This is a genomic window from Aquisalimonas lutea, from assembly GCF_030409225.1.
Classification (GTDB): Bacteria; Pseudomonadota; Gammaproteobacteria; order Nitrococcales; family Aquisalimonadaceae; genus Aquisalimonas; species Aquisalimonas lutea.
Genome location: NZ_JAUFPK010000006.1, coordinates 18,866 through 39,356, shown reverse-complemented (window position 1 = coordinate 39,356; position 20,491 = coordinate 18,866). Strand labels below are relative to the sequence as shown.

General features: G+C 69.5%; 18 protein-coding genes, 1 tRNA gene and 1 pseudogene. 3 read left to right on the top strand and 17 right to left on the bottom strand.

The window, feature by feature from the left end; genetic code table 11:
• Window positions 1-55: 55 nt before the first annotated feature.
• The 9 genes from hflC to QWY84_RS16915 all read right to left on the bottom strand — a co-directional run bounded on the left by hflC (window position 56) and on the right by QWY84_RS16915 (window position 10,192).
• Entirely contained in the window at window positions 56-931 is an 876-nt protein-coding gene (hflC, locus tag QWY84_RS16955; protein ID WP_290204098.1) for a protease modulator HflC, read from the bottom strand.
• Window positions 931-2,157, bottom strand: coding sequence for an FtsH protease activity modulator HflK (gene hflK / locus QWY84_RS16950; protein ID WP_290204097.1), 1,227 nt, complete (start codon window positions 2,155-2,157; stop codon window positions 931-933). Before hflK ends, hflC begins: the two co-directional genes overlap by 1 nt.
• A 90-nt stretch (window positions 2,158-2,247) precedes the next feature.
• Entirely contained in the window at window positions 2,248-3,579 is a 1,332-nt protein-coding gene (hflX, locus tag QWY84_RS16945) for a ribosome rescue GTPase HflX (RefSeq protein ID WP_290204096.1), read from the bottom strand.
• Window positions 3,566-3,823 (bottom strand): RNA chaperone Hfq, encoded by a 258-nt coding sequence (gene hfq, locus QWY84_RS16940; protein ID WP_290204095.1) that lies wholly within the window; start codon window positions 3,821-3,823, stop codon window positions 3,566-3,568. The genes hflX and hfq overlap by 14 nt, the downstream gene beginning before the upstream one ends.
• Before the next feature lie 136 nt (window positions 3,824-3,959).
• Window positions 3,960-4,892 carry a tRNA (adenosine(37)-N6)-dimethylallyltransferase MiaA gene (gene miaA / locus QWY84_RS16935; protein WP_290204094.1) on the bottom strand — a complete coding sequence of 311 codons (933 nt, stop codon included), beginning with the start codon at window positions 4,890-4,892 and terminating at the stop codon, window positions 3,960-3,962.
• A 2-nt stretch (window positions 4,893-4,894) separates the two neighbouring features.
• Window positions 4,895-6,748, bottom strand: a complete 1,854-nt coding sequence (gene mutL, locus QWY84_RS16930) for a DNA mismatch repair endonuclease MutL (protein ID WP_290204093.1) — start codon at window positions 6,746-6,748, stop codon at window positions 4,895-4,897.
• 107 nt (window positions 6,749-6,855) lie between these two features.
• Window positions 6,856-8,127, bottom strand: a complete 1,272-nt coding sequence (locus tag QWY84_RS16925) for an N-acetylmuramoyl-L-alanine amidase (protein ID WP_290204092.1) — start codon at window positions 8,125-8,127, stop codon at window positions 6,856-6,858.
• Between the two features lie 89 nt (window positions 8,128-8,216).
• Complete coding sequence (gene tsaE, locus QWY84_RS16920; protein ID WP_290204091.1) at window positions 8,217-8,714, bottom strand: tRNA (adenosine(37)-N6)-threonylcarbamoyltransferase complex ATPase subunit type 1 TsaE; 498 nt, start codon at window positions 8,712-8,714, stop codon at window positions 8,217-8,219.
• A 5-nt stretch (window positions 8,715-8,719) separates the two neighbouring features.
• Window positions 8,720-10,192 carry an NAD(P)H-hydrate dehydratase gene (locus tag QWY84_RS16915; protein ID WP_290204090.1) on the bottom strand — a complete coding sequence of 491 codons (1,473 nt, stop codon included), beginning with the start codon at window positions 10,190-10,192 and terminating at the stop codon, window positions 8,720-8,722.
• Window positions 10,193-10,280: 88 nt separating this feature from the next.
• Between QWY84_RS16915 and queG the strand changes: the two genes are divergently transcribed.
• Window positions 10,281-11,387, top strand: a complete 1,107-nt coding sequence (queG, locus tag QWY84_RS16910) for a tRNA epoxyqueuosine(34) reductase QueG (RefSeq protein ID WP_290204089.1) — start codon at window positions 10,281-10,283, stop codon at window positions 11,385-11,387.
• On the top strand, window positions 11,380-12,204 hold the full coding sequence (locus QWY84_RS16905) for a uroporphyrinogen-III synthase (RefSeq protein ID WP_435373001.1): 825 nt from the start codon (window positions 11,380-11,382) through the stop codon (window positions 12,202-12,204). Before queG ends, QWY84_RS16905 begins: the two co-directional genes overlap by 8 nt.
• Window positions 12,205-12,231: 27 nt before the next feature.
• Here QWY84_RS16905 and panC read toward each other — a convergent pair whose 3' ends face one another.
• The 5 genes from panC to pcnB are packed head-to-tail and all read right to left on the bottom strand — an operon-like array spanning window position 12,232 to window position 16,476.
• Window positions 12,232-13,098: a pantoate--beta-alanine ligase gene (gene panC / locus QWY84_RS16900; RefSeq protein ID WP_290204088.1), complete on the bottom strand. Its 867-nt coding sequence runs from the start codon at window positions 13,096-13,098 to the stop codon at window positions 12,232-12,234.
• 10 nt (window positions 13,099-13,108) lie between these two features.
• On the bottom strand, window positions 13,109-13,924 hold the full coding sequence (gene panB / locus QWY84_RS16895; protein ID WP_290204087.1) for a 3-methyl-2-oxobutanoate hydroxymethyltransferase: 816 nt from the start codon (window positions 13,922-13,924) through the stop codon (window positions 13,109-13,111).
• 41 nt (window positions 13,925-13,965) lie between these two features.
• Window positions 13,966-14,616, bottom strand: a complete 651-nt coding sequence (locus tag QWY84_RS16890) for a deoxynucleoside kinase (protein ID WP_290204086.1) — start codon at window positions 14,614-14,616, stop codon at window positions 13,966-13,968.
• Window positions 14,609-15,133, bottom strand: coding sequence for a 2-amino-4-hydroxy-6-hydroxymethyldihydropteridine diphosphokinase (gene folK, locus QWY84_RS16885; RefSeq protein WP_290204085.1), 525 nt, complete (start codon window positions 15,131-15,133; stop codon window positions 14,609-14,611). The genes QWY84_RS16890 and folK overlap by 8 nt, the downstream gene beginning before the upstream one ends.
• On the bottom strand, window positions 15,133-16,476 hold the full coding sequence (pcnB, locus tag QWY84_RS16880) for a polynucleotide adenylyltransferase PcnB (RefSeq protein ID WP_290204084.1): 1,344 nt from the start codon (window positions 16,474-16,476) through the stop codon (window positions 15,133-15,135). Before pcnB ends, folK begins: the two co-directional genes overlap by 1 nt.
• A 92-nt stretch (window positions 16,477-16,568) precedes the next feature.
• Between pcnB and QWY84_RS16875 the strand changes: the two genes are divergently transcribed.
• A tRNA-Glu gene (locus QWY84_RS16875) sits at window positions 16,569-16,644 on the top strand.
• Here QWY84_RS16875 and QWY84_RS16870 read toward each other — a convergent pair.
• From QWY84_RS16870 to QWY84_RS16860, 3 genes and pseudogenes are all read right to left on the bottom strand, one after another.
• Window positions 16,623-17,027: a hypothetical protein gene (locus QWY84_RS16870; RefSeq protein ID WP_290204083.1), complete on the bottom strand. Its 405-nt coding sequence runs from the start codon at window positions 17,025-17,027 to the stop codon at window positions 16,623-16,625. The two genes, QWY84_RS16875 and QWY84_RS16870, sit on opposite strands and share 22 nt — an antisense overlap.
• Window positions 17,028-17,787: 760 nt before the next feature.
• Entirely contained in the window at window positions 17,788-19,722 is a 1,935-nt protein-coding gene (locus QWY84_RS16865) for a hypothetical protein (protein ID WP_290204082.1), read from the bottom strand.
• Between the two features lie 307 nt (window positions 19,723-20,029).
• Window positions 20,030-20,377 (bottom strand): annotated as a pseudogene (locus tag QWY84_RS16860) (IS66 family transposase); the annotation flags it as partial.
• Window positions 20,378-20,491 lie beyond the last annotated feature (114 nt).

The following is a 20,491-nucleotide window of genomic DNA, read 5'->3' as shown; positions in this document are numbered from 1 at the left end:
GCCGTGAGGTCAGCAGGCAACCGCCCGGTGCCGTCCCGCGACCGTGAGCGCGGCCTCAGTTCTCGCCGGCGTTCGGGTTCTCCAGGTACCGGAAGAACTGGCTCTCCGGGGTCAGCACGAGAACGTCGTCCTGGCTCCGGAACGCCTCGTCGTAGGCCCGCAGGCTCCGCCAGAAATCGAAGAACTCGCGGTCCTGCTGGGCGGCCCGGGCGAAGATCTGCGTCGCTTCGGCCTCGCCCTCGCCGCGCAGCTCCTCGGCGTCGCGCCGCGCTTCGGCCAGGATCACCGTGCGCTGGCGATCGGCGTCGGCACGGATGCGCTCGGCGGCCTCGTCGCCGCTGGCGCGGATGTCCCGGGCCACCCGCTCGCGCTCGGCGACCATGCGCTGGAATACCGATTCACTGACGTTCTCCGGCAGATCCACCCGCTTGATACGGACGTCCAGCACCTCGATCCCGAGCCCGGCGGCGTAGTTGTTGGCCTGCTCGCTGAGGATCTGCATGATCTGGCCCCGCTCGCCGGAGACCACCTCCTGGATGGTGCGCCGCCCGAACTCGCTGCGCAGGCTGTCCTTGATGTTCTCGTTGAGGCGGGAGTTGGCCCGCATCGGGTCGCCGCCCACGGTGGTGTAGTACTCGCGCACGTCCTCGATACGCCACTTCACGAAGGCGTCGACGATGACGTTCTTGAGCTCGCCGGTGAGATAGCGTTCCGGGTCGGAGTCCAGGGTCTGGACCCGGGCGTCGAAGGTGCGCACGTTGTTCACGAACGGCATCTTGAAATGCAGCCCCGGCTCGTAATCGGCCCGCTGGATCTCGCCCAGGCGGAACTTCAGGGCCTCCTCCGTCTCGTCCACGGTGAACACGGAGAAATAGCCGAGCACCAGCGCTGCGGCGATGACGATTCCGGCGACAGTCTTGAGCGATTGCATCAGCGCGTCTCCCGGGACCGCAGATCACCCCTGCTGCGTCCACTGCTGTTCTGTTGCCCGTCACCGGAGCTCACGCGCCGGTCGAGCACGTCCCGATCCAGCGCCTGGGCGGATCCGCCCTGGCCCCCCGAGCCGCTGCTCATGCGATTCAGGGGAAGGTACAGCAACGAATCGGCGGAGTCCCCGGTCATGAGAATCTTGCGGCTCCGGGAATAGATATCGGAGACGGCATCCAGGTACAGCCGCGTCCGGGTGACCCCGGGCGCCTGGCTGTACTCGCGCAGCAACGCCTGGAACCGGGCGCTCTCGCCCTCGGCCTCGGCGATGACCTGCTGCCGGTAGCCCTCCGCCTCCTCGCGGATGCGCGCGGCCTCGCCCTGTGCCCGGGGGATCACCTCGTTGCGATAGGCGTTGGCCTGGTTGATCTTCCGCTGCTCGTCCTCGCGCGCCATGATGGCGTCCTCGAACGCCCCCTGGACCTCGTCCGGCGGCTGGACGTCCTGCATGTCGACGCTGACCACCGTCAGGCCGGTGCCGTAGTCCTCCATGGCCTGGCTGACGAGCTCGCGGGTGCGGCGGGCGACCTCGGTTCGCCCTTCGGTGAGGACGAAATCCATGCGCCGCTTGCCCACGGTCTCGCGCAGGGCGCTCTCGGCCATGTCCTTCAGGGTCTGGTCGGGCTGGCGGAAGTTGAACGCGTACGCCGCCGGATCATCCACCCGATACTGCACCGCCAGCTGCACGTCGACGATGTTCTCGTCCTGGGTGAGCATGAGCGCCTCTTCCGGCACCTGCCGGCGGGACGTGCCGCCGCTGCCGCTCTGGTAGCCGATCTCGGAGACCCGGATGGTCTCGACGTTGACCTGCTGCACCGAGCCGATGGGCACCGGCGGCCGCCAGTGCGGACCGGGCATGGTGGTGCGGTGATAGGCGCCGAAGCGCTTCTCCACGCCGCGCCAGCCCTCGTCCACGATGTAGATGCCGGAAGCCAGCCAGATCACCACGGCGATGCCGACAATCGCGCCCACGGCCTTGAAACTGACCCCGGACGAACCGCCGCCGGAATCACCCCCCTGGCCGTTGCCGCCGGAAGACCCCTTGCCGCCGAACAACCCGCTGAACTTCCCTTTGACCTTCCGGATGACCTCGTCCAGGTCCGGTGGCCCCTGATTTCCCGAGCCGCCCCACGGGTCCCGATTGCCACGACCGGGTTCGTTCCAGGACATACCCTTCTCCGCATGGTGGATGATTTGGATGCGCGCGGGCCGCAGACAAAACGTGGATTGTAATGACCCGGGACGCTGCCCCGCAACAAGTCACTGCGGCAGCGACTGCAGGGGCGCCGTCAGGCCCTCTTTCTCGTAGAGATGATCGAGATCGCGCCGGCGGATGTCGATCTCCAGTACCAGCTCGCCGGATTCCGTCCAGTCCTCGCCGATGACCTCGCCCAGGTCGAAGAACCGGGAACGCAGCCGGCCCTGCTCCGGCCGCAGGCTGACCCGGCCCCGGACCCGCTCGGCGGCGACATTGTCGGCGATGGCGGCGAGCAGCAGGTCCATGCCGCGTCCGTCGGCGGCCGACACCCGGACATCGGTGATGCCGGACTCCGGGTCCACCGAGACGCCCGGCTCGCGCGCCGTGCGGTCGATCTTGTTGTACACGCGGATGCGCGGAATGTCCCCGGCGCCGATGGCGTCGAGCACCGACTCCACCTGCCCGATGCTGGCGTCACGGTTGTCGTCGCCGGCATCGATGACGTGCACCAGCAGCTGGGATTCGGTGGCCTCCTCCAGCGTGGAGCGGAATGCCGCCACCAGCTGATGGGGCAGCTCACGGATGAACCCGACGGTATCTGCCAGCACGAAGGGCTCGCCGGTGGCCAGCAGCACCCGGCGCAGGGTGGTATCCAGGGTGGCGAACAGCCGGTCGTCGGCGTAGACGCCCGCCTGGGTGAGCTGGTTGAACAGCGTCGACTTGCCGGCGTTGGTATAGCCCACCAGCGACACCGTCGGCACTTCCTGCTTGCGCCGCGCCTGGCGACCCTGCTCGCGCTGCTGCCGGACGCGGGCGATGCGCTTCTCCAGCTGCTTGATGCGCACGCCCAGCATGCGCCGGTCCATCTCCAGCTGGGTCTCGCCCGGCCCGCGCTGGCCGATCCCGCCCTTCTGGCGCTCCAGGTGCGACCAGCCGCGTACCAGGCGGGTGGCCATGTGCCGCAGCTGCGCCAGCTCCACCTGGAGCTTGCCCTCGTGGGTCCGTGCCCGCTGGGCGAAGATATCCAGGATCAGGCCGGTGCGATCCAGGACGCGGCAGCGCAGGGCCTGCTCCAGGTTGCGTTCCTGGCTCGGCGACAGGACATGATTCAGCAGCACCAGATCCGCCTGTCCGGAGGCGACCAGGGCGGCGAGCTCGTCGACCTTGCCGCTGCCGATGTAGTAGCGCGGGTCAGGCGCCTTGCGGCGGCTGACGAACGTGTCCACCACCTCGGCGCCGGCGGACTCCGCCAGGGACCGGAGCTCCTCCAGGGCGTCGGCGACGCCCCGCCCCTCGGTGTCCAGGTGCACCAGCAGGGCGCGCTCACCACCCTCGGGTCGATCGAACAGGTTCAGTGCCGACGCGGCCGGCCCGGTCAGCTCACTCGTTGCCAATATCCTGACCACCCCGCTCCTGCTCCGCCGGCGCCAGCTTGACGTTGCGGGCAGGCACGATCGTTGAAACGGCGTGCTTGTAGACCATCTGATTCACGGTGTTGCGCAGCAGGATCACGAACTGGTCGAAGGATTCGATCTGCCCTTGCAGCTTGATCCCGTTGACCAGGTAAATGGAGACAGGAATCCGTTCCTTGCGCAGTGCATTGAGAAATGGTTCCTGCAGCGACTGTCCCTTGGACATTGTTCGACCCCTTTCAATTCCGGTTGAGCTTGTTCTTATCGCAGGCCCGCACGCACGCCATGCGTTCAAGCAGTACCCGCTGCCAGTCTAGCATAGCCGCCCCGCCGGACTCCGCCCCGAAGGCATGCGGAAGACCCTACGGCCCCGGGGCCGCGAGCCATCGCGCCACGGCCTCCACGGCATCGTCCGCATCCGGATCCAGCCAGGCGGCGTCGGCCTCCCGACGGAGCCAGGTCAGCTGCCGCTTGGCGAACTGCCGGGTGGCGATGACACCCCGCTGCCGGAGTGTCGCCAGGTCGCCCTCGCCGTCGAGATACTGCCAGACCTGCCGATAACCGACAGCGCGCATGGAGGGAAGGTTCACATCGAGATCGCCGCGGGCGCGGAGGGCTTCCACCTCGCCGACGAAGCCCGCGGCCAGCATCGCCTCGAAACGCTCCTCGATGCGCCGGTGCAGCCGGCTGCGCTCGCGCGGAACCAGCACCCATTTCGCCAGGGCCGGCCCCGGGGGCTGCCGGTCCCGTCGGTGCAGCCGCGCCGTCATGGTCTCCCCGGTGAGCCGCCGCACTTCCAGGGCGCGCTGGATGCGCTGGGCGTCGTTGGGATGGATGCGCCCGGCGCTGGCCGGGTCGACGGCCGCCAGCCGCCGGTGCAGGGCCGGCCAGCCGTGCTCCGCGGCCTCGGCCTCGATCTCCCGGCGCACGGCGGCATCGGCGGACGGCAGATCGGCGAGACCGTACGCCAGGGCGCGGAAATACAGCATGCTGCCGCCGACCAGCAGCGGCCATTCGCCGGCGGCGCGGGCCGCGTCGATCTCCCGGCGCACGTCGGCGCAGAAGTCGGCGGCGGAATAGCTGTCCGCGGGATCGCGGATGTCCAGGAGACGGTGGGGCGCCACCGCGAGGGTTGCCGCGTCGGGCTTGGCGGTGCCGATGTCCATGCCGCGGTAGACCTGGGCGGAGTCCACGCTGATGATCCGCACGGGGAAGCGCTGCGCCAGCGCCACCGCGACACCGGTCTTGCCGGAGGCCGTCGGCCCCATGATGCAGGGTACGGGGTGCTCGGACATGGTCACTGTCCGCGCAGGAACAGGCGATCCAGGTCCACCATCCCGAGCCGCGTCCAGGTGGGCCGGCCATGGTTGCACTGCCCGCTGTTGGGCGTGCGCTCCATGTCCCGCAGCAGCGCGTTCATTTCCGCTGTCCCCAGCCGGCGGTTGGCGCGCACCGAGCCGTGGCAGGCCATGGTCCCCAGCACCCGGTGCAGCTGCTCCTGCAGGCCGGCCCCGTCGCCGTGCCGGCGCAGCTCCGCGAGGACATCGGTGACCAGGCGGGCAACGTCGGCGCGCTGGAGCAGCGACGGGACCTGCCGCACGACAACGGTCTCCGGGCCGCCCCGGTCGACCTCGAAGCCGAGCGCCCGGAAGACATCGGCCCGGCGCTCGGCGAGCTCGGCCTCGGCGGGCGCCACCGGCACGCTCACCGGCACCAGCAGGGCCTGGGACGCCACCCCCTGCTCCGCCAGGGCCTGCTTCATGCGCTCGTAGACGATGCGCTCATGGGCAGCGTGCATGTCCACCAGGACAACGCCGTCCGCAGCCTCCGCCAGAATGAACACGCCGTGGATCTGGGCCAGGGCGTAACCCAGCGGCGGCACATCCCCGGCCCCCTCCCCCGGCAAGGCCGTCGCCGCCTCCGCCTCCGCGGCCCGGGACGGTTCCGCGGGCGCGGCTGCCGCCCCGCCGGCCGCGTCCGCGCCATCCGGCTCGGCATACAGGGCGCGCGCCTCCGCCACGCCGAACCCGAAGCCGGACTGCCCCCCTTCCGGCGACGACCGTGGACCGGAGGCCGGCGCCGTCTCCTGCCGGATGGCCTCCGCCGGCACGGCCGCGGCCGGCCCCGCGTCGGCCTGCGCGGGGCGAACGGAGGCGAGGGCCTCTCGGAGGCTGCGCGCCAGGAAATCGTGGATCAGCCGGCCGTCCCGGAAACGGACCTCCTGCTTGGCCGGATGCACGTTGACGTCCACCTGCCCGGGCTCCACGTCCAGGTACAGGACGTAGGCCGGGTAGCGGTCCTTGAACAGGACGTCCTGATAGGCCCGCCGGATGGCGTGCGCCGCTGTGCGGTCGCGCACGCTGCGGCCGTTGACGAACAGGTACTGGAGATCCCCCGTGGAGCGCGAGAACGTCGGCAGGCCCACCCAGCCCCGAAGCGCCAGGCCGGCCGCCTCCATGTCCACGCGCAGCGCCTGCTCCACGAAGGCGCTGCCCAGCACGCGCGCCAGGCGCTCCTCGCGGGCATCCGGCTCCGCGGCCGGCGCCACCTGCAGCGTGGTGCGCTCGTTGTGGCGCACCCGCAGGCCGACGTCGAAGCGCGCCAGGGCCATGCGCCGCACCAGCTCCTGGACGTGCCCGAACTCCGTGCGATCGGCGCGCAGGAACTTGCGCCGGCCGGGCGTGTTGTAGAACAGGTCCCGCACCTCCACGGTCGTCCCTTCCGGGTGCGCCACCGGCGTCGGCTCCTCGACGGCACCGTCCGGGGCCATCATGCGCCAGGCGAGCTCGGCCTCCCGCGCCCGTGAATCCAGGGTTAGCCGGGACACCGACGCGATGCTGGGCAGCGCCTCCCCCCGGAACCCCAGGCTGGCGACACGATCCAGCTCCTCCAGGGTGCCGATCTTGCTGGTGGCATGCCGGCTCAGGGCGAGAGCCAGCTCGTCGCGGGGGATGCCCTGGCCGTTGTCGCGAACGCGGATCAGGCGCTTGCCGCCGGCTTCCACGTCCACGTCGACGCGGTCCGCGCCGGCGTCCAGGCTGTTCTCCAGCAGCTCCTTGACCACCGATGCCGGGCGCTCGACCACCTCGCCGGCGGCGATCTGGTTGATGAGCTGCTCCGGGAGGGGCTGGATCGGTCGGAACGGGGGCATCGGCCGGTACCGCGCTGCTGGTGATGACAGCACGTATTATGGCGCAGGTAGCTAGTGTCCTGTAACCCGAGTTCGTTGGAATCGGTCGGCGGTTCCCCTGACGGCCCTCAGTCCGGAATCCGCAGGGTGGAGCCCACGGTGATGCGATCGCTGCTGAGGTCGTTGGCGGAGCGAAGCTCCGAGACGCTCACCTGGTGGCTGCGGGCAATGCCGCTGAGCGTATCGCCGCGCTGGACCTCGTACTCGCCGCCGGACGCCATCCGACCCGCCGTGGGACGATAGCGCTCGACGTAGCGCTCCACGCCGTTGGCGACGGCGCGGGCCAGTTTCTCCTGGTACTCGGCCTGCTGCAGGAGCCGCTCCTCCCGGGCGTTGGAGATGAACGCCAGCTCCACCAGCACCGATGGCATGTCCAGGGACTTGAGCACCACGAAGCCGGCCCGCTCGACACTGGGCTTGTGCACGTGGCCCACGGCGTCCAGGCCGTCGAGGACGTCCGCCGCCAGCTCCACGCTGGCCTCCAGCGTCGCCCCGCGGGAAAGGTCCACCAGCACGGATCGGGTCAGGTCATCCTTGTCCGCGAGGGAGACATCGCCCAGCAGATCGGCGCTGTTCTCGCGCTGGGCCAGCATGCTCGCGGCCCGCGACGACGCCCCGGTACGCGACAGTACATACACCGAGGATCCGCGCGGGCCGCCGCTCTCGACGGCGTCGGCATGGAGCGACAGGAACAGGTCGGCACCGTTGCCACGCGCGGTCTCCCGGCGCTCCGCCAGCGGCACATAGGCATCCGAGGAGCGGATCATGAGCGGCCGCACGCCCGGCATGTCCTCCAGTATGCGCTCCAGCCGCCGCGCCACCTGCAGCACGATGGTCTTCTCCATGACCCCGGACGGCCCGATGGCGCCGGGATCGCGCCCGCCATGGCCGGCGTCGATGGCCACGATGAAGTCCTGCCGGCGGTGCTCGCTGGCGGTGCGCACGGGGGCGTCGCCGCCCCCCGATTCCAGGTCCACCACGAGGCGGTGGCCGTAGTCCCCTGTGGGCTCCATCAGGAACGACTGGGTCTGGACTTGCCGCTGAACGTCCAGGACCACGCGGAGATCGTCGTTGTCGCGCACCGCGCTGCGCATGCGCCGGATGACCCCCGTGCCGGCGAGCTCGGGCGAGGCCTGCAGCCGCGCCCCGGAGAAGTCGATGACCACCCGTGGGGGGCCTTCCAGGGTGAAGATCCGGTGCTCCACCGGGCCGGTGAGATCGAACACCACCCGGGTGCGCTCGGCGCTGGCGGAGGTCCGCACGTTATCCACGCGCACCTGATCCGCCAGCACCAGGGCCGGCAGACAAAGCAGGACACATGCAAGAAGGAAGCGCTTCATGGGCGCGGGCCTGTCGGTGTTCTTCGTAGGCCGACAGTACCCCGGTTGCCGCCGACATTGCAAGCGTCACATCAAGGATAGACCACAGGTTACTGATCAGAGGGAGAAATACCCATCGGGTGCGCCATGACCGCCGCCACCGGAGTCAACGCCGTCAGGGTCGCCTCGCGTCCGTGGTTCGCATCGGCCAGCGCAATGTGCAGGTCTCCGGCGGGCAGCACGCCGCGGCCGCGTTCCGGCCACTCCACCAGGATCAGCGTCCCCGGCCCGAGCTCGTCCCGCAGCCCCAGGTACTCGAGCTCCTCGGCATCGGCGAGGCGGTACAGATCCAGGTGCACCACCCGTCCCGCCGTCAGCTCGTAGGGTTCCATGAGCGTGTAGGTGGGGCTGCGGACGGCGCCGTCATGCCCGGCGGCGCGCAGCAGACCGCGAACCAGCGTGGTCTTGCCCGCGCCCAGGTCGCCGTCCAGCAGGACCACGCACTGCCCCCCCGGCCAGCTGCGCCACAGCGCCGCCCCGAGGGCCTCCGTGGCGGCCGCATCCGGCAACGCAGTCCGGCGGCTGCCGCCGTCAGGCGAGTCCTTCATCACCGTCATCGCGGGTTGACCAGCGCACGCACGGGATCGAGCAGATCCGTCGCCAGCATGCCGCGCTCCCCCGCGGCCGCAGCGCGGTCGGCGGCGGCGGCGTGTACGCACACGCCGGCCACGGCCGCGTCCCGGGGGGACATGCCCTGGGCCAGGAAGCCGCCCACCAGCCCGGAGAGCACGTCGCCCATGCCCCCCGAAGCCATGCCGGGATTGCCGTCCGTGCACACCGATGGCAGGCCCCCGGGCGCCTGGATCACCGTCCCCGCCCCCTTGAGCACGGCGACCCCGCCGAAGCCCTGGCACAACGCCTCCGCGGCCCGAAGCCGGTCGCCCTGGACGGCCGCCGTGGTCCAGCCCAGGAGCCGGGCCGCCTCGCCGGGATGCGGGGTGAGCACCCGGCGGTCGTCATGCTCGGGGGTCTCCGCCAGCTGATTGAGCGCATCCGCGTCCAGGACCGCCGGGCCTTCGAATGCGCGCACCCGCGCCAGCAGGTCCCGGCCCCAGGCGTGCATGCCCAGCCCGGGCCCGGCGATCACCACATCCACCCGCTCGAGCAGGCTCTCCAGGTCATCGGGCTCGTGCACCATGAGCTCCGGGCAGGCCGCCAGGCAGCCCGCGACATGCGCGCCGCGGGTCACCACGCTGACCAGGCCGGCGCCGCTGCGGGCGGCGGCCCGGGCCGCCATGAGCACCGCCCCGCCGGTGCCGTGGTCGCCGCCGACGACGAGCACGTGGCCGAACCGCCCCTTGTGGGCGTCCCGGGCCCGCGGCGGGAACCAGTGGCGCAGCCCGGCGTAGTCCACCCGGCGGGCGCAGGGCGCGGCCCCGTCGTAGGTTTCCGGCGGGACATCCAGGCCGGCAAACTGGACTGTTCCCGCGTACGCCGGCCCCTGCCCCGTGAACAGCCCCGCCTTGAGGCCGATGAACGTCGCCGTCAGGTCCGCCCGGACGGCGACGCCGAGCACGGCGCCGGTCGCCCCGTGCAGGCCGGAGGGGATATCCGCCGCCAGCACCGGCAGGCCGCTGGCGTTCACGCAGTCGACGGCGTCGCGGTAGCGGCCTTCCACCGGCCGCTGCAGGCCGGTGCCGAGCATGGCGTCCACGATGACCTCCGCCTGCGCCGGCAACTCCCCCTCGAAGGCGCGCCATGGCCCGCCCGTCGCCCGGTAGCGCGCCGCCATGGCGGCCGCATCGCCCTGCAGCCGCTCCGGATCACTGAGGTACAGCACCTCCACGTCCAGGCCGTCCCGGCGTGCCAGCGCGGCGATCACGTAGCCGTCACCGCCGTTGTTGCCCCCGCCGCACAGCACGCAGAGGGCGCGGCAGCCGGGCCAGCGCTCGCGCAGCGTCCGGTAGGCGGCAACCCCGGCGCGCTCCATGAGCAGCGCCCCGGGCACCCCGCAGGTATCGATGGCGCGCCGGTCCAGCGCCGCAACCTGCTCCGGCCGGTAGAGTTCCTCGGGCAATGCGTCCATGGGCGCAGTATACCTTTCCCGTCCGCCGCCTGGGCACCGGGGGCAACCGTTGTGTCGCCGCCCGGCCACGGGGCGGTACAATACCGGCATGAACGAGGCAGCCGCGCAATCCGGGAGCGCGCCGGACCTGGCAGCACTGGCCGGGCGGATCCGCACCTGGGGGCAGGAGCTGGGCTTCCAGCAGGTGGGCATCGCCGACACCGCCCTGGACGTCACCGAGGCGCGCCTGGACGAGTGGCTGGCCGAGGGGCGCCACGGCGACATGGAGTGGATGGCCCGCCACGGCCGCAAGCGCACCCGTCCCGGGGAGCTGGTCCCCGGAACACGGCGCGTGATCAGCGTGCGCATGGACTACCACCCGGCGCCGGACGCCGACGACGCCGACGACACCCTCGCCGACCCCGGACGCGCCTTCGTCTCCCGCTACGCCCTGGGCCGCGACTACCACAAGCTCATGCGCAAGCGCCTCCAGCGCCTGGCGTCGCGGATCCGGGCCGAGACGGGTTCCGAGGGCTACCGCGTGTTCGTCGACAGCGCCCCGGTAATGGAGAAGCCGCTGGCGGAGAAGGCCGGGCTGGGCTGGATCGGCAAGCACACCCTGCTGCTCAACCACCGCGCCGGCTCGTGGTTCTTCCTGGGCGAGATCTACACCGACCTGCCGCTGCCCGTGGATACCCCGGGCACCGATCACTGCGGCAGCTGCCGGGCGTGCATCGACGTCTGCCCCACCGGCGCGATCACGGCCCCGTACCAGCTGGACGCACGGCTGTGCGTGTCCTACCTGACCATCGAGCACCAGGGCAGCATCCCGGAACACCTGCGGCCGCTGATGGGCAACCGCATCTTCGGCTGCGACGACTGCCAGATGGTCTGCCCCTGGAACAAGTTCGCGCAACCCACCGACGAGGCGGACTTCCATCCCCGCCACGGGCTGGACACCGCGGCCCTGGTCTCCCTGTTCCGCTGGGACGAGGCCACCTTCCTGGCGCGCACCGAGGGCTCGGCCATCCGCCGCCTGGGCCACCAGCGCTGGCTGCGCAATATCGCCGTCGCCCTGGGCAACGCGCCCACGGAGCCCGACGTGGTGGCGGCCCTGCAGGAACGCGCCGACCATCCGGCGGAGCTGGTGCGCGAGCACGTGCACTGGGCGCTGGCCCGCCACGGACAATCCGCACAGGAGAGCCACCGTGAATGACACCGACACCGCCAACCTCCAGGGCCTGACCATCGCGGTGCCCGAGAGCCGCGAGCTCGACCTGTTCGCCTCCATGCTGGAGGATCGCGGCGCCCGCGCCTGGCGCTGTCCCCTGGTGCGGATCGCCGACAGCCCTGATGAACCCGGTGTGCGCCGGTGGCTGGAGCGGTTCTGCGAGCGCCCGCCGGACGAGCTCGTGCTCCTCACCGGCGAGGGGCTGAAGCGGCTGCTGGGGTTCGCCGAGCGCGCGGGCGTGGACGAAGCGTTCACGCGGGCACTGGCGCGAACGCACATCATCGCCCGCGGCCCCAAGCCCGGCCGGGCCCTGCGCACCCTGGGACTGAAGCCCGACCGGCTGTCGGACGACCCGACCACGGCGGGCGTCATCCGTACCCTCGGCGCAATGGATCTGCAGGGACACCGGGTTGGCGTCCAGCTCTACGGCGAAGAGCCCAACCCGGAGCTCATGCAGGCCATCCGGGACGCCGGAGCCGAGCCCGACCCGGTGGCGCCCTACGTCTATCTCTCCGACCAGGAGGATCCGGCGGTGATCGAGCTCGTCGAGGCCCTGGAGCAGGGCCGGCTGGACGTCATCGCCTTCACCAGCAAGTCCCAGGTCCAGCGCCTGTGGGAGGTAGCCGAGGGGGCGGGTCGCGGGGACGCCCTGCTTCACGGCCTGGAGATCACCCTGGTCGCGGCCGTGGGACCGGTGGTCGCCGACGCCCTGGCGCAACGCGGCCGTCCCGCCGACCTGGCGCCGGAGTCCAGCTACTTCATGAAGCCGCTGGTGCGGGCCATCGCAGCCCGGGCGGGCTGATCGAAGGCCGCCCCCGGAGAGGACGACTCACTCCCCGAGCAGGTCGGCCACCTCGATGTTGTCGATGAGCCGCGCGCGCCCGAGGTGGGCGGCGGCCAGGACGATCAGGTCATCGGCGGGCAGATCCGGCACCGGCTCGGACAGATCGTACCGCCGGCGGATACTGACGTAGTCCGGCCGCATGCCGGCGGCGCCAAGCCTGCGCCAGCCCTGGGCCTCCAGCTCCAGGAAATCCCGCTCGCCGTCGCGCAGCGCGGTGGCGATGCCGTGCAGGCACTGGTACAGCGCCGGCGCGATCCCGCGCTCGTGGGCCTCCAGGTAGGCGTTGCGCGAGCTCATGGCCAGGCCGTCGGCCTCCCGTGCGGTAGGCGAGCCCACGATCTCCACGGGCAGGTTCAGGTCCGTCGCCATGCGGCGGATCACCTGGAACTGCTGGAAGTCCTTGCGGCCGAACACGGCACGGTCCGGCCCCACCATGTTGAACAGCTTGCACACCACCGTGGCCACGCCCGTGAAGTGGCCGGGCCGGTGCGCGCCGCAGAGGATATCCGACAGCCCCGGTACGTGGACGGTGACCAGGTGATCCAGGCCGCGGGGATAGACCTCGGCCACCGACGGGGCGAACAGGACCTCGGCGCCCTCGGCCCGCAGCTGCTCGCTGTCCGCGTCCAGGGTGCGCGGGTAGGCGTCGAAATCCTCCCCCGGGGCGAACTGGGTGGGATTGACGAACACGCTGACCACCACGTGGTCGCTGATGCGCCGGGCATGGCGCACCAGCCGCAGGTGGCCCTCGTGGAGGTTGCCCATGGTGGGCACGAAGCCGACGACCCTGCCCTCGGCCTGCCAGGCGCGCACACGGGCGCGAACCGCCTCGATCCGGTGGACCGTCTCCATGGGGCCTCCGTCAGAAGCTGTGCTCGGCAAGCGGGAAGGCGCCCTCGCGCACGGCTGTCACGTACGCCGCCAGGGCGTCCTGGATGCTGCCCGCACCGGCCATGAAGTTGCGCGAGAAGCTGGGCGTCTGCCCCGGCGTAATCCCCAGGACGTCCTGGAGCACCAGGATCTGCCCGTCCGTGTCCGGTCCGGCGCCGATGCCGATGACGGGCACGCCCACTTCCCGGGTGATGCGCGCCCCCACCGCGGACGGCACGCACTCCAGCAGGATCATGTCGGCGCCGGCGTCAGCCAGCGCCCGGGCATCGTCGATCATGGCTTCGGCGTCCGCCGCGTCGCGCCCCTGGACGCGGTAGCCGCCCAGCTTGTGGACGGATTGCGGCTGCAGCCCGAGATGCGCGCACACGGGCACGCCGGCGCCGCTGAGTCGGCGCACCGCCTCGACCTGCTCGCGGCCGCCCTCCAGCTTGACGATCTGCGCGCTGCCTTCCTTCATCATGCGGGCGCCGTTGCGCAGGGCATCGTCCACCGTGGCGTGGCTCATGAAAGGCATGTCCACCATCAGCAGCGCCGTCGGCCGCGCCGCGGCCACGCAGCGGGCGTGATAGATGAGATCCTCCATGGTCACGGGCAGCGTCGTCTCCCGTCCCTGCATGGTCATGCCCAGGGAATCCCCGACCAGGATCACGTCCATGCCGGCGCGGTCCGTCACCGCGGCAAAGGTATAGTCATAGGCCGTCATGCACGCAATCTTCTCGCCGGCCTGCTTCATGCGGGCGAGGGTGGCCACTGTAACGGGCCGCTTGCGGTTGTCACCGGTGTACATAGGCACTCCCGTGCACTCCTGCGGGCCGGGCCCGCGGGTGGTCAGGCGATGGGCGCCGGATTGAAGAAATGCCGGCCGCTGCGGATGGAGCGGATGCGCTCCAGCAGCTGGCCGTAGTCGGCTTCGTTGCCGACCAGGTCAATCTCGGCGGCGTTGACAATGAGCAGTGGCGCCCGCTCGTAGTGATGGAAAAACTCCACGTAGGCGTCCGTGAGACGCTGCAGGTAATCGGTGTCGATGCGCTGCTCGTGGGCGATGCCCCGCCGGCGGATGCGCTCCAGGAGGACATTCACCGGCGCCTGCAGGTAGATCACCAGATCCGGCGGCTGGAGCTCCGGCGCCAGGTAGTCGTACACCCGCTGATACAGCGCAAACTCGTCGGCGGTCAGCGTGAGCTGGGCGAACAGCCGGTCCTTCTCGAACAGGAAATCGGCGATGCGGGTGGTCTCGAACAGGTCCGCCTGACGCAGCCCCCGGAGCTGCTCGGCGCGCTGCAGGAGGAAGTGCATCTGGGTGGCGAAGGCCGCGTCCCGGGGATTCTCGTAGAAACGCTCCAGGAACGGGTTGTCCTCGGCGCCCTCCAGTAGCAGCCTGCTGTCGAAGGTCTCGGCCAGTCGCCGCGCCAGGCTGGTCTTGCCGACACCGATGGGCCCTTCCACCACGATGTAGCCGGGCTCGCCATGCTCACTCATTGCTGACTGCCACCGCTGTACCGTCCTCCTGGATGCGCCGCAGGCCGTCGGCAGGGCACGCCGCCAACAGCGCCCGCACCTCCCCCCTGCCGGGCACCCGGGCGTCGGGCGCTACTTCGGCGAGAGGATACAGCACAAAGCTGCGCTCATGCATACCCGGATGGGGCACCACCAGGGACGGCTGGCGGATCCGGCGGTCGCCGTAGAGAAGCAGGTCGAGATCCAGCGTCCGCGGCCCCCAGCGCCGCCCGCGCCGACGCTCGTGGGCGGCCTCCTCCGCCTGCAGCAGCACCAGCAGGGCGTCCGGGGACAGCGTCGTGCGCACGCCCATGACGGCGTTGACGTACTCCGGCTGATCCTGCGGCCCCATGGGCGGACTCAGGTACAGCCCCGAGCGTCCCGCGCTCTCCAGCTGCGGATGGCGGGCCAGGCGCTCCAGCGCCCGCTGCACGTGCGCCCTGGGATCGTCCAGATTGCTGCCCAGCCCGATCCAGGCGGTCACGGCCTCGTCGGTCATTACTCCGGCGTTTCCGGGCTGGCGCGGCCGGATTTGCCCCGGCGCCGGCGGCGCTTGCGGCGCCGCGGCGCTTCGGCGGCCGCCGCACCGTCGGCCTCGCCGGTGCCGTCGGCGTCCTGCATTCGGGTCCAGGTATCCGCCAGCTCCTGCGGCGCGTCGCCGGCGGCCGCCCGGATCAGGAGGAAGTCGTAGGCCGCGCGGAAGCGGGGATGACCCAGCAGCCGCCGCGCCCGCTTGCCCCGGAAGCGTTCCAGCCGCGACTGCAGCAGCATGATCTCGCGCATGGGAATGCTGAAGCGCTTGGGAATGGCGACGCGCTCCAGCTGCCGCTCCACCACCTCGGCCATGGCCTCCTGCAGCGCCTGGGCCGGCGAGACCTCGGTATCCTGCGCGAACTCCTCCGCCCGCTCCGAGACGCTCGGCCACAGCAGCGCCGCGAACAGGAACGCCGGCGTCACCGGCTTGCCCTCGTTGACCCGGCGGTCGGTGTTCTCCAGGGCGCGCAGGATGAACACGTCCCAGACCTCGCCCTTGTCGCCGTCCAGGGCCTCGTCCGCCTGCGGGAACAGATGGCTGAACAGCCCGTACCGGCGCAGGATGGCGTAGGTCTCGGTGGCCACGCCCGCCATGAACAGCTTCATGATCTCGTCGAACAGGCGCGCCTGGGGGATGTGGTCCAGCAGTCCCGCCATCTCCGGGATGGGCGCCCCGGTGTCGGCATCGATGCGGAAGCCGAGCTTGGCGGCGAAGCGCGCCGCGCGCAGCATGCGTACCGGATCCTCGCGGTAGCGCGTGGCCGGATCGCCGATGAGCCGGACCCGGCCCTCGTCGAGGTCGTCCAGGCCGTTGGCGAAGTCCACCACGGAGAAGTCGGCGATGTTGTAGTACAGGGAGTTGATGGTGAAGTCGCGCCGGAAGGCGTCTTCCTCCACGGAGCCGTAGACGTTGTCCCGGAGGATCCGCCCGTCCTCCATCTCCACGTCGCCCTCGGCGTCGACGGACTCCGGATCGTGCAGGGCCCGGAAGGTGGCCACCTCGATGATCTCGCGGCCGAAGTGTACGTGGGCCAGCCGGAAACGCCGCCCGATCAGCCGGCAGTTGCGGAAGAGATCGCGGACGTCCTCGGGACGCGCATCGGTGACCACGTCGAAATCCTTGGGCTCGCGCCCCAGGGAGAGGTCACGGACGCCGCCGCCGACCAGATAGGCCTCGAAGCCGGCATTCTTCAACCGGTAGAGGACCTTGAGGGCGTTGTCGCTGATGTCCTTGCGGGAGATCCGGTGTTCTTCTCGCGGGATCACCCGGATGCGGGCGCGCAGATCGTCGAGTTCCTGTTCCGTCACGGAGTCCAAGCTTGAGCCAACTGAATGAGCGCGTATAATACCACTCCCGTGGCGCGGTTGAAGAACATTCCCGCGCCGGCAGGTAAAACCGCGCTCCCATCGTCTAGCGGTCCAGGACGCCGCCCTCTCACGGCGGAAACCGGGGTTCAAGTCCCCGTGGGAGCGCCATCTTCATCTTGCTGATTTTCCTGGGTTTCTCCCTTCGTTCCTCGCTTCGCTGGCTGTTTACGCTTCTGCTGTTGGGTGTGCCTCTCGGTGGAACCCGAGTCCCCTTCGGTACCCTCGGGGGTCCCCCGGGTCTCACCTGCTTCAGAGGCCGCACTCTCGCTACTCTCATCCGCTTGGGTGGCCTGGGTTTCCTTGGCCGAGGCCTTCGCCTGCGCATCCTCGATGATGCAAACTTCCGCCATCTCCAGTGCGGCCAGAGCTTCACTTGCGCGCTGCTTTGCAGCTTCCACGCGCGGCGCGGGCTCCACCTCCAGGCGATCCTTCGGCTCGCCGTAGATCCGCTTGTAGAACGCGAGTGTTAGCTTCTCGTGGTTATCGCTCATAGGTCCTCCTGTGTTGAGCGTGAGTTAGTTCATGATTGTCCATTCGCGTACAGCACTGGTTTATTTCGCTATGAGCTGTACCTTTGGGCAAAAGAAAACCCGGCGCGCAGGCCAAGGCGTTCAGGTAAAGTGTTGACGATGCGCCCCGATCTGGCTAAACCCCCCTACTGAACGGGGGGTTACAGATCGGGGCGCTAGACATGGCCAGCCAAAAATTTGGCAGAGACAACAGGCATCCCCACATCCCTTCCCCCTCGGGGGATCCAGGTGAACCACTGCAAGAACCCCGTCTGCAGCAACTTCGGGGTCCCTGCCGAGCTAAGTCGCAACGATCCGCACTACCTACGCACAGGTACCAATCGACGGCCTCCTCGAGGTGGTGATGGCAGCAAGGGCATCGCGCCCTCAATCCGCTGTCGCAGCTGCGGTGAGACGATCCCGCTGAAAAGCAACGCTGCCATCTGCGACACGGTTCGTATCCTCGATTGGCAGCCTGGCCAGTTCACCTGTCCCAACCCGGCCTGCGACAACGCCTATGTCGACATTCGCGCGTATCCCGGCGCCTATCAGCGCTTCGGGCAAAGTGCCGCCGGTACGCCTCGCTTCCGGTGTCCGCTGTGCCGGAAGACCTTCTCAATTCGGCGCCGCATCCGGCCGCCTCCCGAAAAAGACGGCCTCCGTGTCCAGACGCTCGGCGGCCTCGCGCTCGCCGGAACATCCAGGACGTGGGTATTGCCCCAGGGCCGCCCTCCATCGGTCGCTATCGGCCGGGGAGTGCCTTAACGTGCACCGGCGCATGGCCGTTGAAGTAGGCCAGCATATTGTCTTCGAGCTGCTGCCTCAGGGCGCTTTCGCAGCTTAGCTTGCTGAGAATGGCGCCCATCTCCGAGCTCAGAACGCTCGAGGTCGTGATCGAGTTCTGCCGCTGGATAACGGCGTTGAACTTGGTGGGCACGTGGGCCTCATTGTGCACGCGACTGCCGGCCGACCCGCCGACATACTGACCCAGGCCGTTTGTGTACTCGCTCCAGTAGATCCTTTCCTGCGTGTAGTGGGTGGTCGGCTCGCCACAGGCGCCGAGCAGGCGTTGCCGGCCAAGGGCATAGGCCGCGATGAGGTTCCCCTGCCGGCGCATCGACTTCTCAGCGTGCATAAGAGCCGTAAGGGCCCTGGTCATGGCATTGTCCGGATTGCCGCCAAAGGGGTTTGACGCCGTTGCGATGAACTCCTCCTCGATCCGATCGGCGAGCGCGAAGTCCCCGATGGCAATGCTGCGAAGCACAAGGCTGGGGTAGCTATCGTTGAACACACCCTGGTTCACCGACCCTACCTCCGCCGCGCCTGCTCGGCGCGCCGCGGCGATGGCAAGCGGCTGTTGCAGCCTGATCTCAAACTGACGGGACCCGAAATCCACGAGCACATCGCGACCACCCTCGCGATACTCGAGATAGGGAAAGGCCTGACGCATATTACCCCGGAAGCGCTCGAAGACCGCCCCGGAGCAGCCCGTGCCCGCGAACACGCGACGCCAGTTCTTTGCGAGACGCTCCATGACCTCACCGAGTCGGCGATTCGTGGCCTCGAGGCTGAAGTCGGGCCGGATATTCTCCTCGTAGAGCTGCGCGCGGATCGGGGCATGGACCAGGGCCGCGATCACGAACGCGGCATAATCGTCCTTGAGCAGCCCTATCGTGCGCGCCCGGGAAAACGGCGGGGTGGTGTAGAAGTCCATCGGCCCGGCCGGGGTGGCCGCACACTGCTCCCAGTACGCGGTGTGGAAGGCGAGATGATCGAGCAGCACGGTATCCAGGGGGGTCTCCGAGGACCGTGGGCGGCCCTCGAAAACACGCTTGTAGCGCTGCTGCTGGTTCCGTGGCAGGAAGTCGAGATCGACCTCGAGCGGCTCCGGGGTGGCCCCAGGCGCTTCGCTGGATGCGGCCTGCGAGTCCCGCAACGCCTCCAGGTCCAGTGAGGCCAATGGATCGTTGCCGCCCGTGCGGCAATGCTCGAGCAGGGGCGCGACATCCGAGCGGAAGGTGCTGAGATCAAGGCCGCCGCTCAACGTCAGGTATTGGCCGTCCCGCATTGTCAATGGCTGGCCATCCGCCGTACTCAATGAGTACTGGAGGTTGCTGGTTCCGCGCAGGGCCAGGAGAAAGGGGTCATCCGCCCGCACGGAGCCGGATACACGCGCCACGACGTCGTGACTGGGGAAGGTTTCAACCCATTGCACGGGCAGCCGTCGCTCGAGATCCTGACCGTAGGGCATCAGCAGGAGTTCGTATTCCGTACCCGGAGGCACGGGCACGACGTCGTCGACCTCGCCCGGGTACTGGCGGACGATCAGGGAGAAGTCGATGACGCCCCCGCCCCGGCAGCGCATGACGAACTCGAGCTGACGGTCGGTGATGTAATAGTAGCTGTCGCGGTCATAGACGAAAGCAGGCACGCCCTCGATGGAGACGAGCACGAGTCCGCTAGGGGTCGCTCGCTCGGCATCCCGGCCGCTTTGATCCACACGGCTCGCTGTGATCGCGGCAACGGTATCCGCCCGGGCGAGCTCCGCGAGCCGACCGAGATAGGCAATCTCCTGCGTATCGAGCGCCGGGGGCGAGGCCTGGGCAACAGTGGCGGTTGCCGCGCACGCGAGCATCACGAGGCCGGCAATCCAGGATGAGGGGGGTCGCGAACGCATGAGGCTCACCATGTCGTGCTATTGAGGGAGCACGCCAAGGTCAGCCGGCTCCGACTGTGTGGGTCCGTCCGACAGGGCCATCAATCCATTGAACTTGAAGATGCGGCCGTTCGGGGCGCCTGTCAAGCAGCTTTGGCAGCGCATCCATCCTCTTCGCCCTCGCCTATGATTCTTCGGGGCGGGACAATCTCTGGGACCAGCTGTGCGCGAGCGCAACGGTTCGGGATGGTCGGCCCCTTACCTGGTCCGCTCCCACGACGGAAGCGTCACAGCCAACGCACATGGACGATGAGCCCCGGATCGTGCATTAGCGGGCCGCTGGATCGGGCAGATCGACATTCCAAGGCAAGAGATCATCGACCGGATCACCGGCGGCGATACCGCGCTGCGGCAACTCCCGGAACACCTGGGCAAGATAGCCGTAGGGCTCGATGGCGTTCACCTTCGCCGTTTCGATGAGCCCGTATAGGCTGGCACTCGCCTTGGCCCCGGCCGGCGTATTGGCAAACAGCCAGTTCTTGCGCCTGATGACGAACGGTTTGATCGCGCGCTCGGCGGTGTTGTTATCGATCGCCGTCTCACCATGCTCGAGATAGCGCGTGAGCTAGGGCCACTGTTTGCGCGTATAGGTGATCGCCTTGCCCAGCAGGCTTTTCGGCGGCACGCGGTTGGCGAGGCCCGCCGGCAAACACTGCCGACTCAGGCCGCGCGCAACTCCTCGAGGTCACGGCCCCAGCGGGCTCGTTGCCGCTTACGCTGAGGTTGTCGA

Excerpts from the sequence above, each read along its gene's own strand:
- hflC (WP_290204098.1), bottom strand. The coding sequence starts at position 931 with ATGCAATCGCTCAAGACTGTCGCCGGAATCGTCATCGCCGCAGCGCTG.
- hflK (WP_290204097.1), bottom strand. The coding sequence starts at position 2,157 with ATGTCCTGGAACGAACCCGGTCGTGGCAATCGGGACCCGTGGGGCGGC.
- hfq (WP_290204095.1), bottom strand. The coding sequence starts at position 3,823 with ATGTCCAAGGGACAGTCGCTGCAGGAACCATTTCTCAATGCACTGCGC.
- miaA (WP_290204094.1), bottom strand. The coding sequence starts at position 4,892 with ATGTCCGAGCACCCCGTACCCTGCATCATGGGGCCGACGGCCTCCGGC.
- mutL (WP_290204093.1), bottom strand. The coding sequence starts at position 6,748 with ATGCCCCCGTTCCGACCGATCCAGCCCCTCCCGGAGCAGCTCATCAAC.
- QWY84_RS16925 (WP_290204092.1), bottom strand. The coding sequence starts at position 8,127 with ATGAAGCGCTTCCTTCTTGCATGTGTCCTGCTTTGTCTGCCGGCCCTG.
- tsaE (WP_290204091.1), bottom strand. The coding sequence starts at position 8,714 with ATGAAGGACTCGCCTGACGGCGGCAGCCGCCGGACTGCGTTGCCGGAT.
- QWY84_RS16915 (WP_290204090.1), bottom strand. The coding sequence starts at position 10,192 with ATGGACGCATTGCCCGAGGAACTCTACCGGCCGGAGCAGGTTGCGGCG.
- queG (WP_290204089.1), top strand. The coding sequence starts at position 10,281 with ATGAACGAGGCAGCCGCGCAATCCGGGAGCGCGCCGGACCTGGCAGCA.
- panC (WP_290204088.1), bottom strand. The coding sequence starts at position 13,098 with ATGGAGACGGTCCACCGGATCGAGGCGGTTCGCGCCCGTGTGCGCGCC.
- panB (WP_290204087.1), bottom strand. The coding sequence starts at position 13,924 with ATGTACACCGGTGACAACCGCAAGCGGCCCGTTACAGTGGCCACCCTC.
- QWY84_RS16890 (WP_290204086.1), bottom strand. The coding sequence starts at position 14,616 with ATGAGTGAGCATGGCGAGCCCGGCTACATCGTGGTGGAAGGGCCCATC.
- folK (WP_290204085.1), bottom strand. The coding sequence starts at position 15,133 with ATGACCGACGAGGCCGTGACCGCCTGGATCGGGCTGGGCAGCAATCTG.
- QWY84_RS16870 (WP_290204083.1), bottom strand. The coding sequence starts at position 17,027 with ATGAGCGATAACCACGAGAAGCTAACACTCGCGTTCTACAAGCGGATC.
- QWY84_RS16865 (WP_290204082.1), bottom strand. The coding sequence starts at position 19,722 with ATGCGTTCGCGACCCCCCTCATCCTGGATTGCCGGCCTCGTGATGCTC.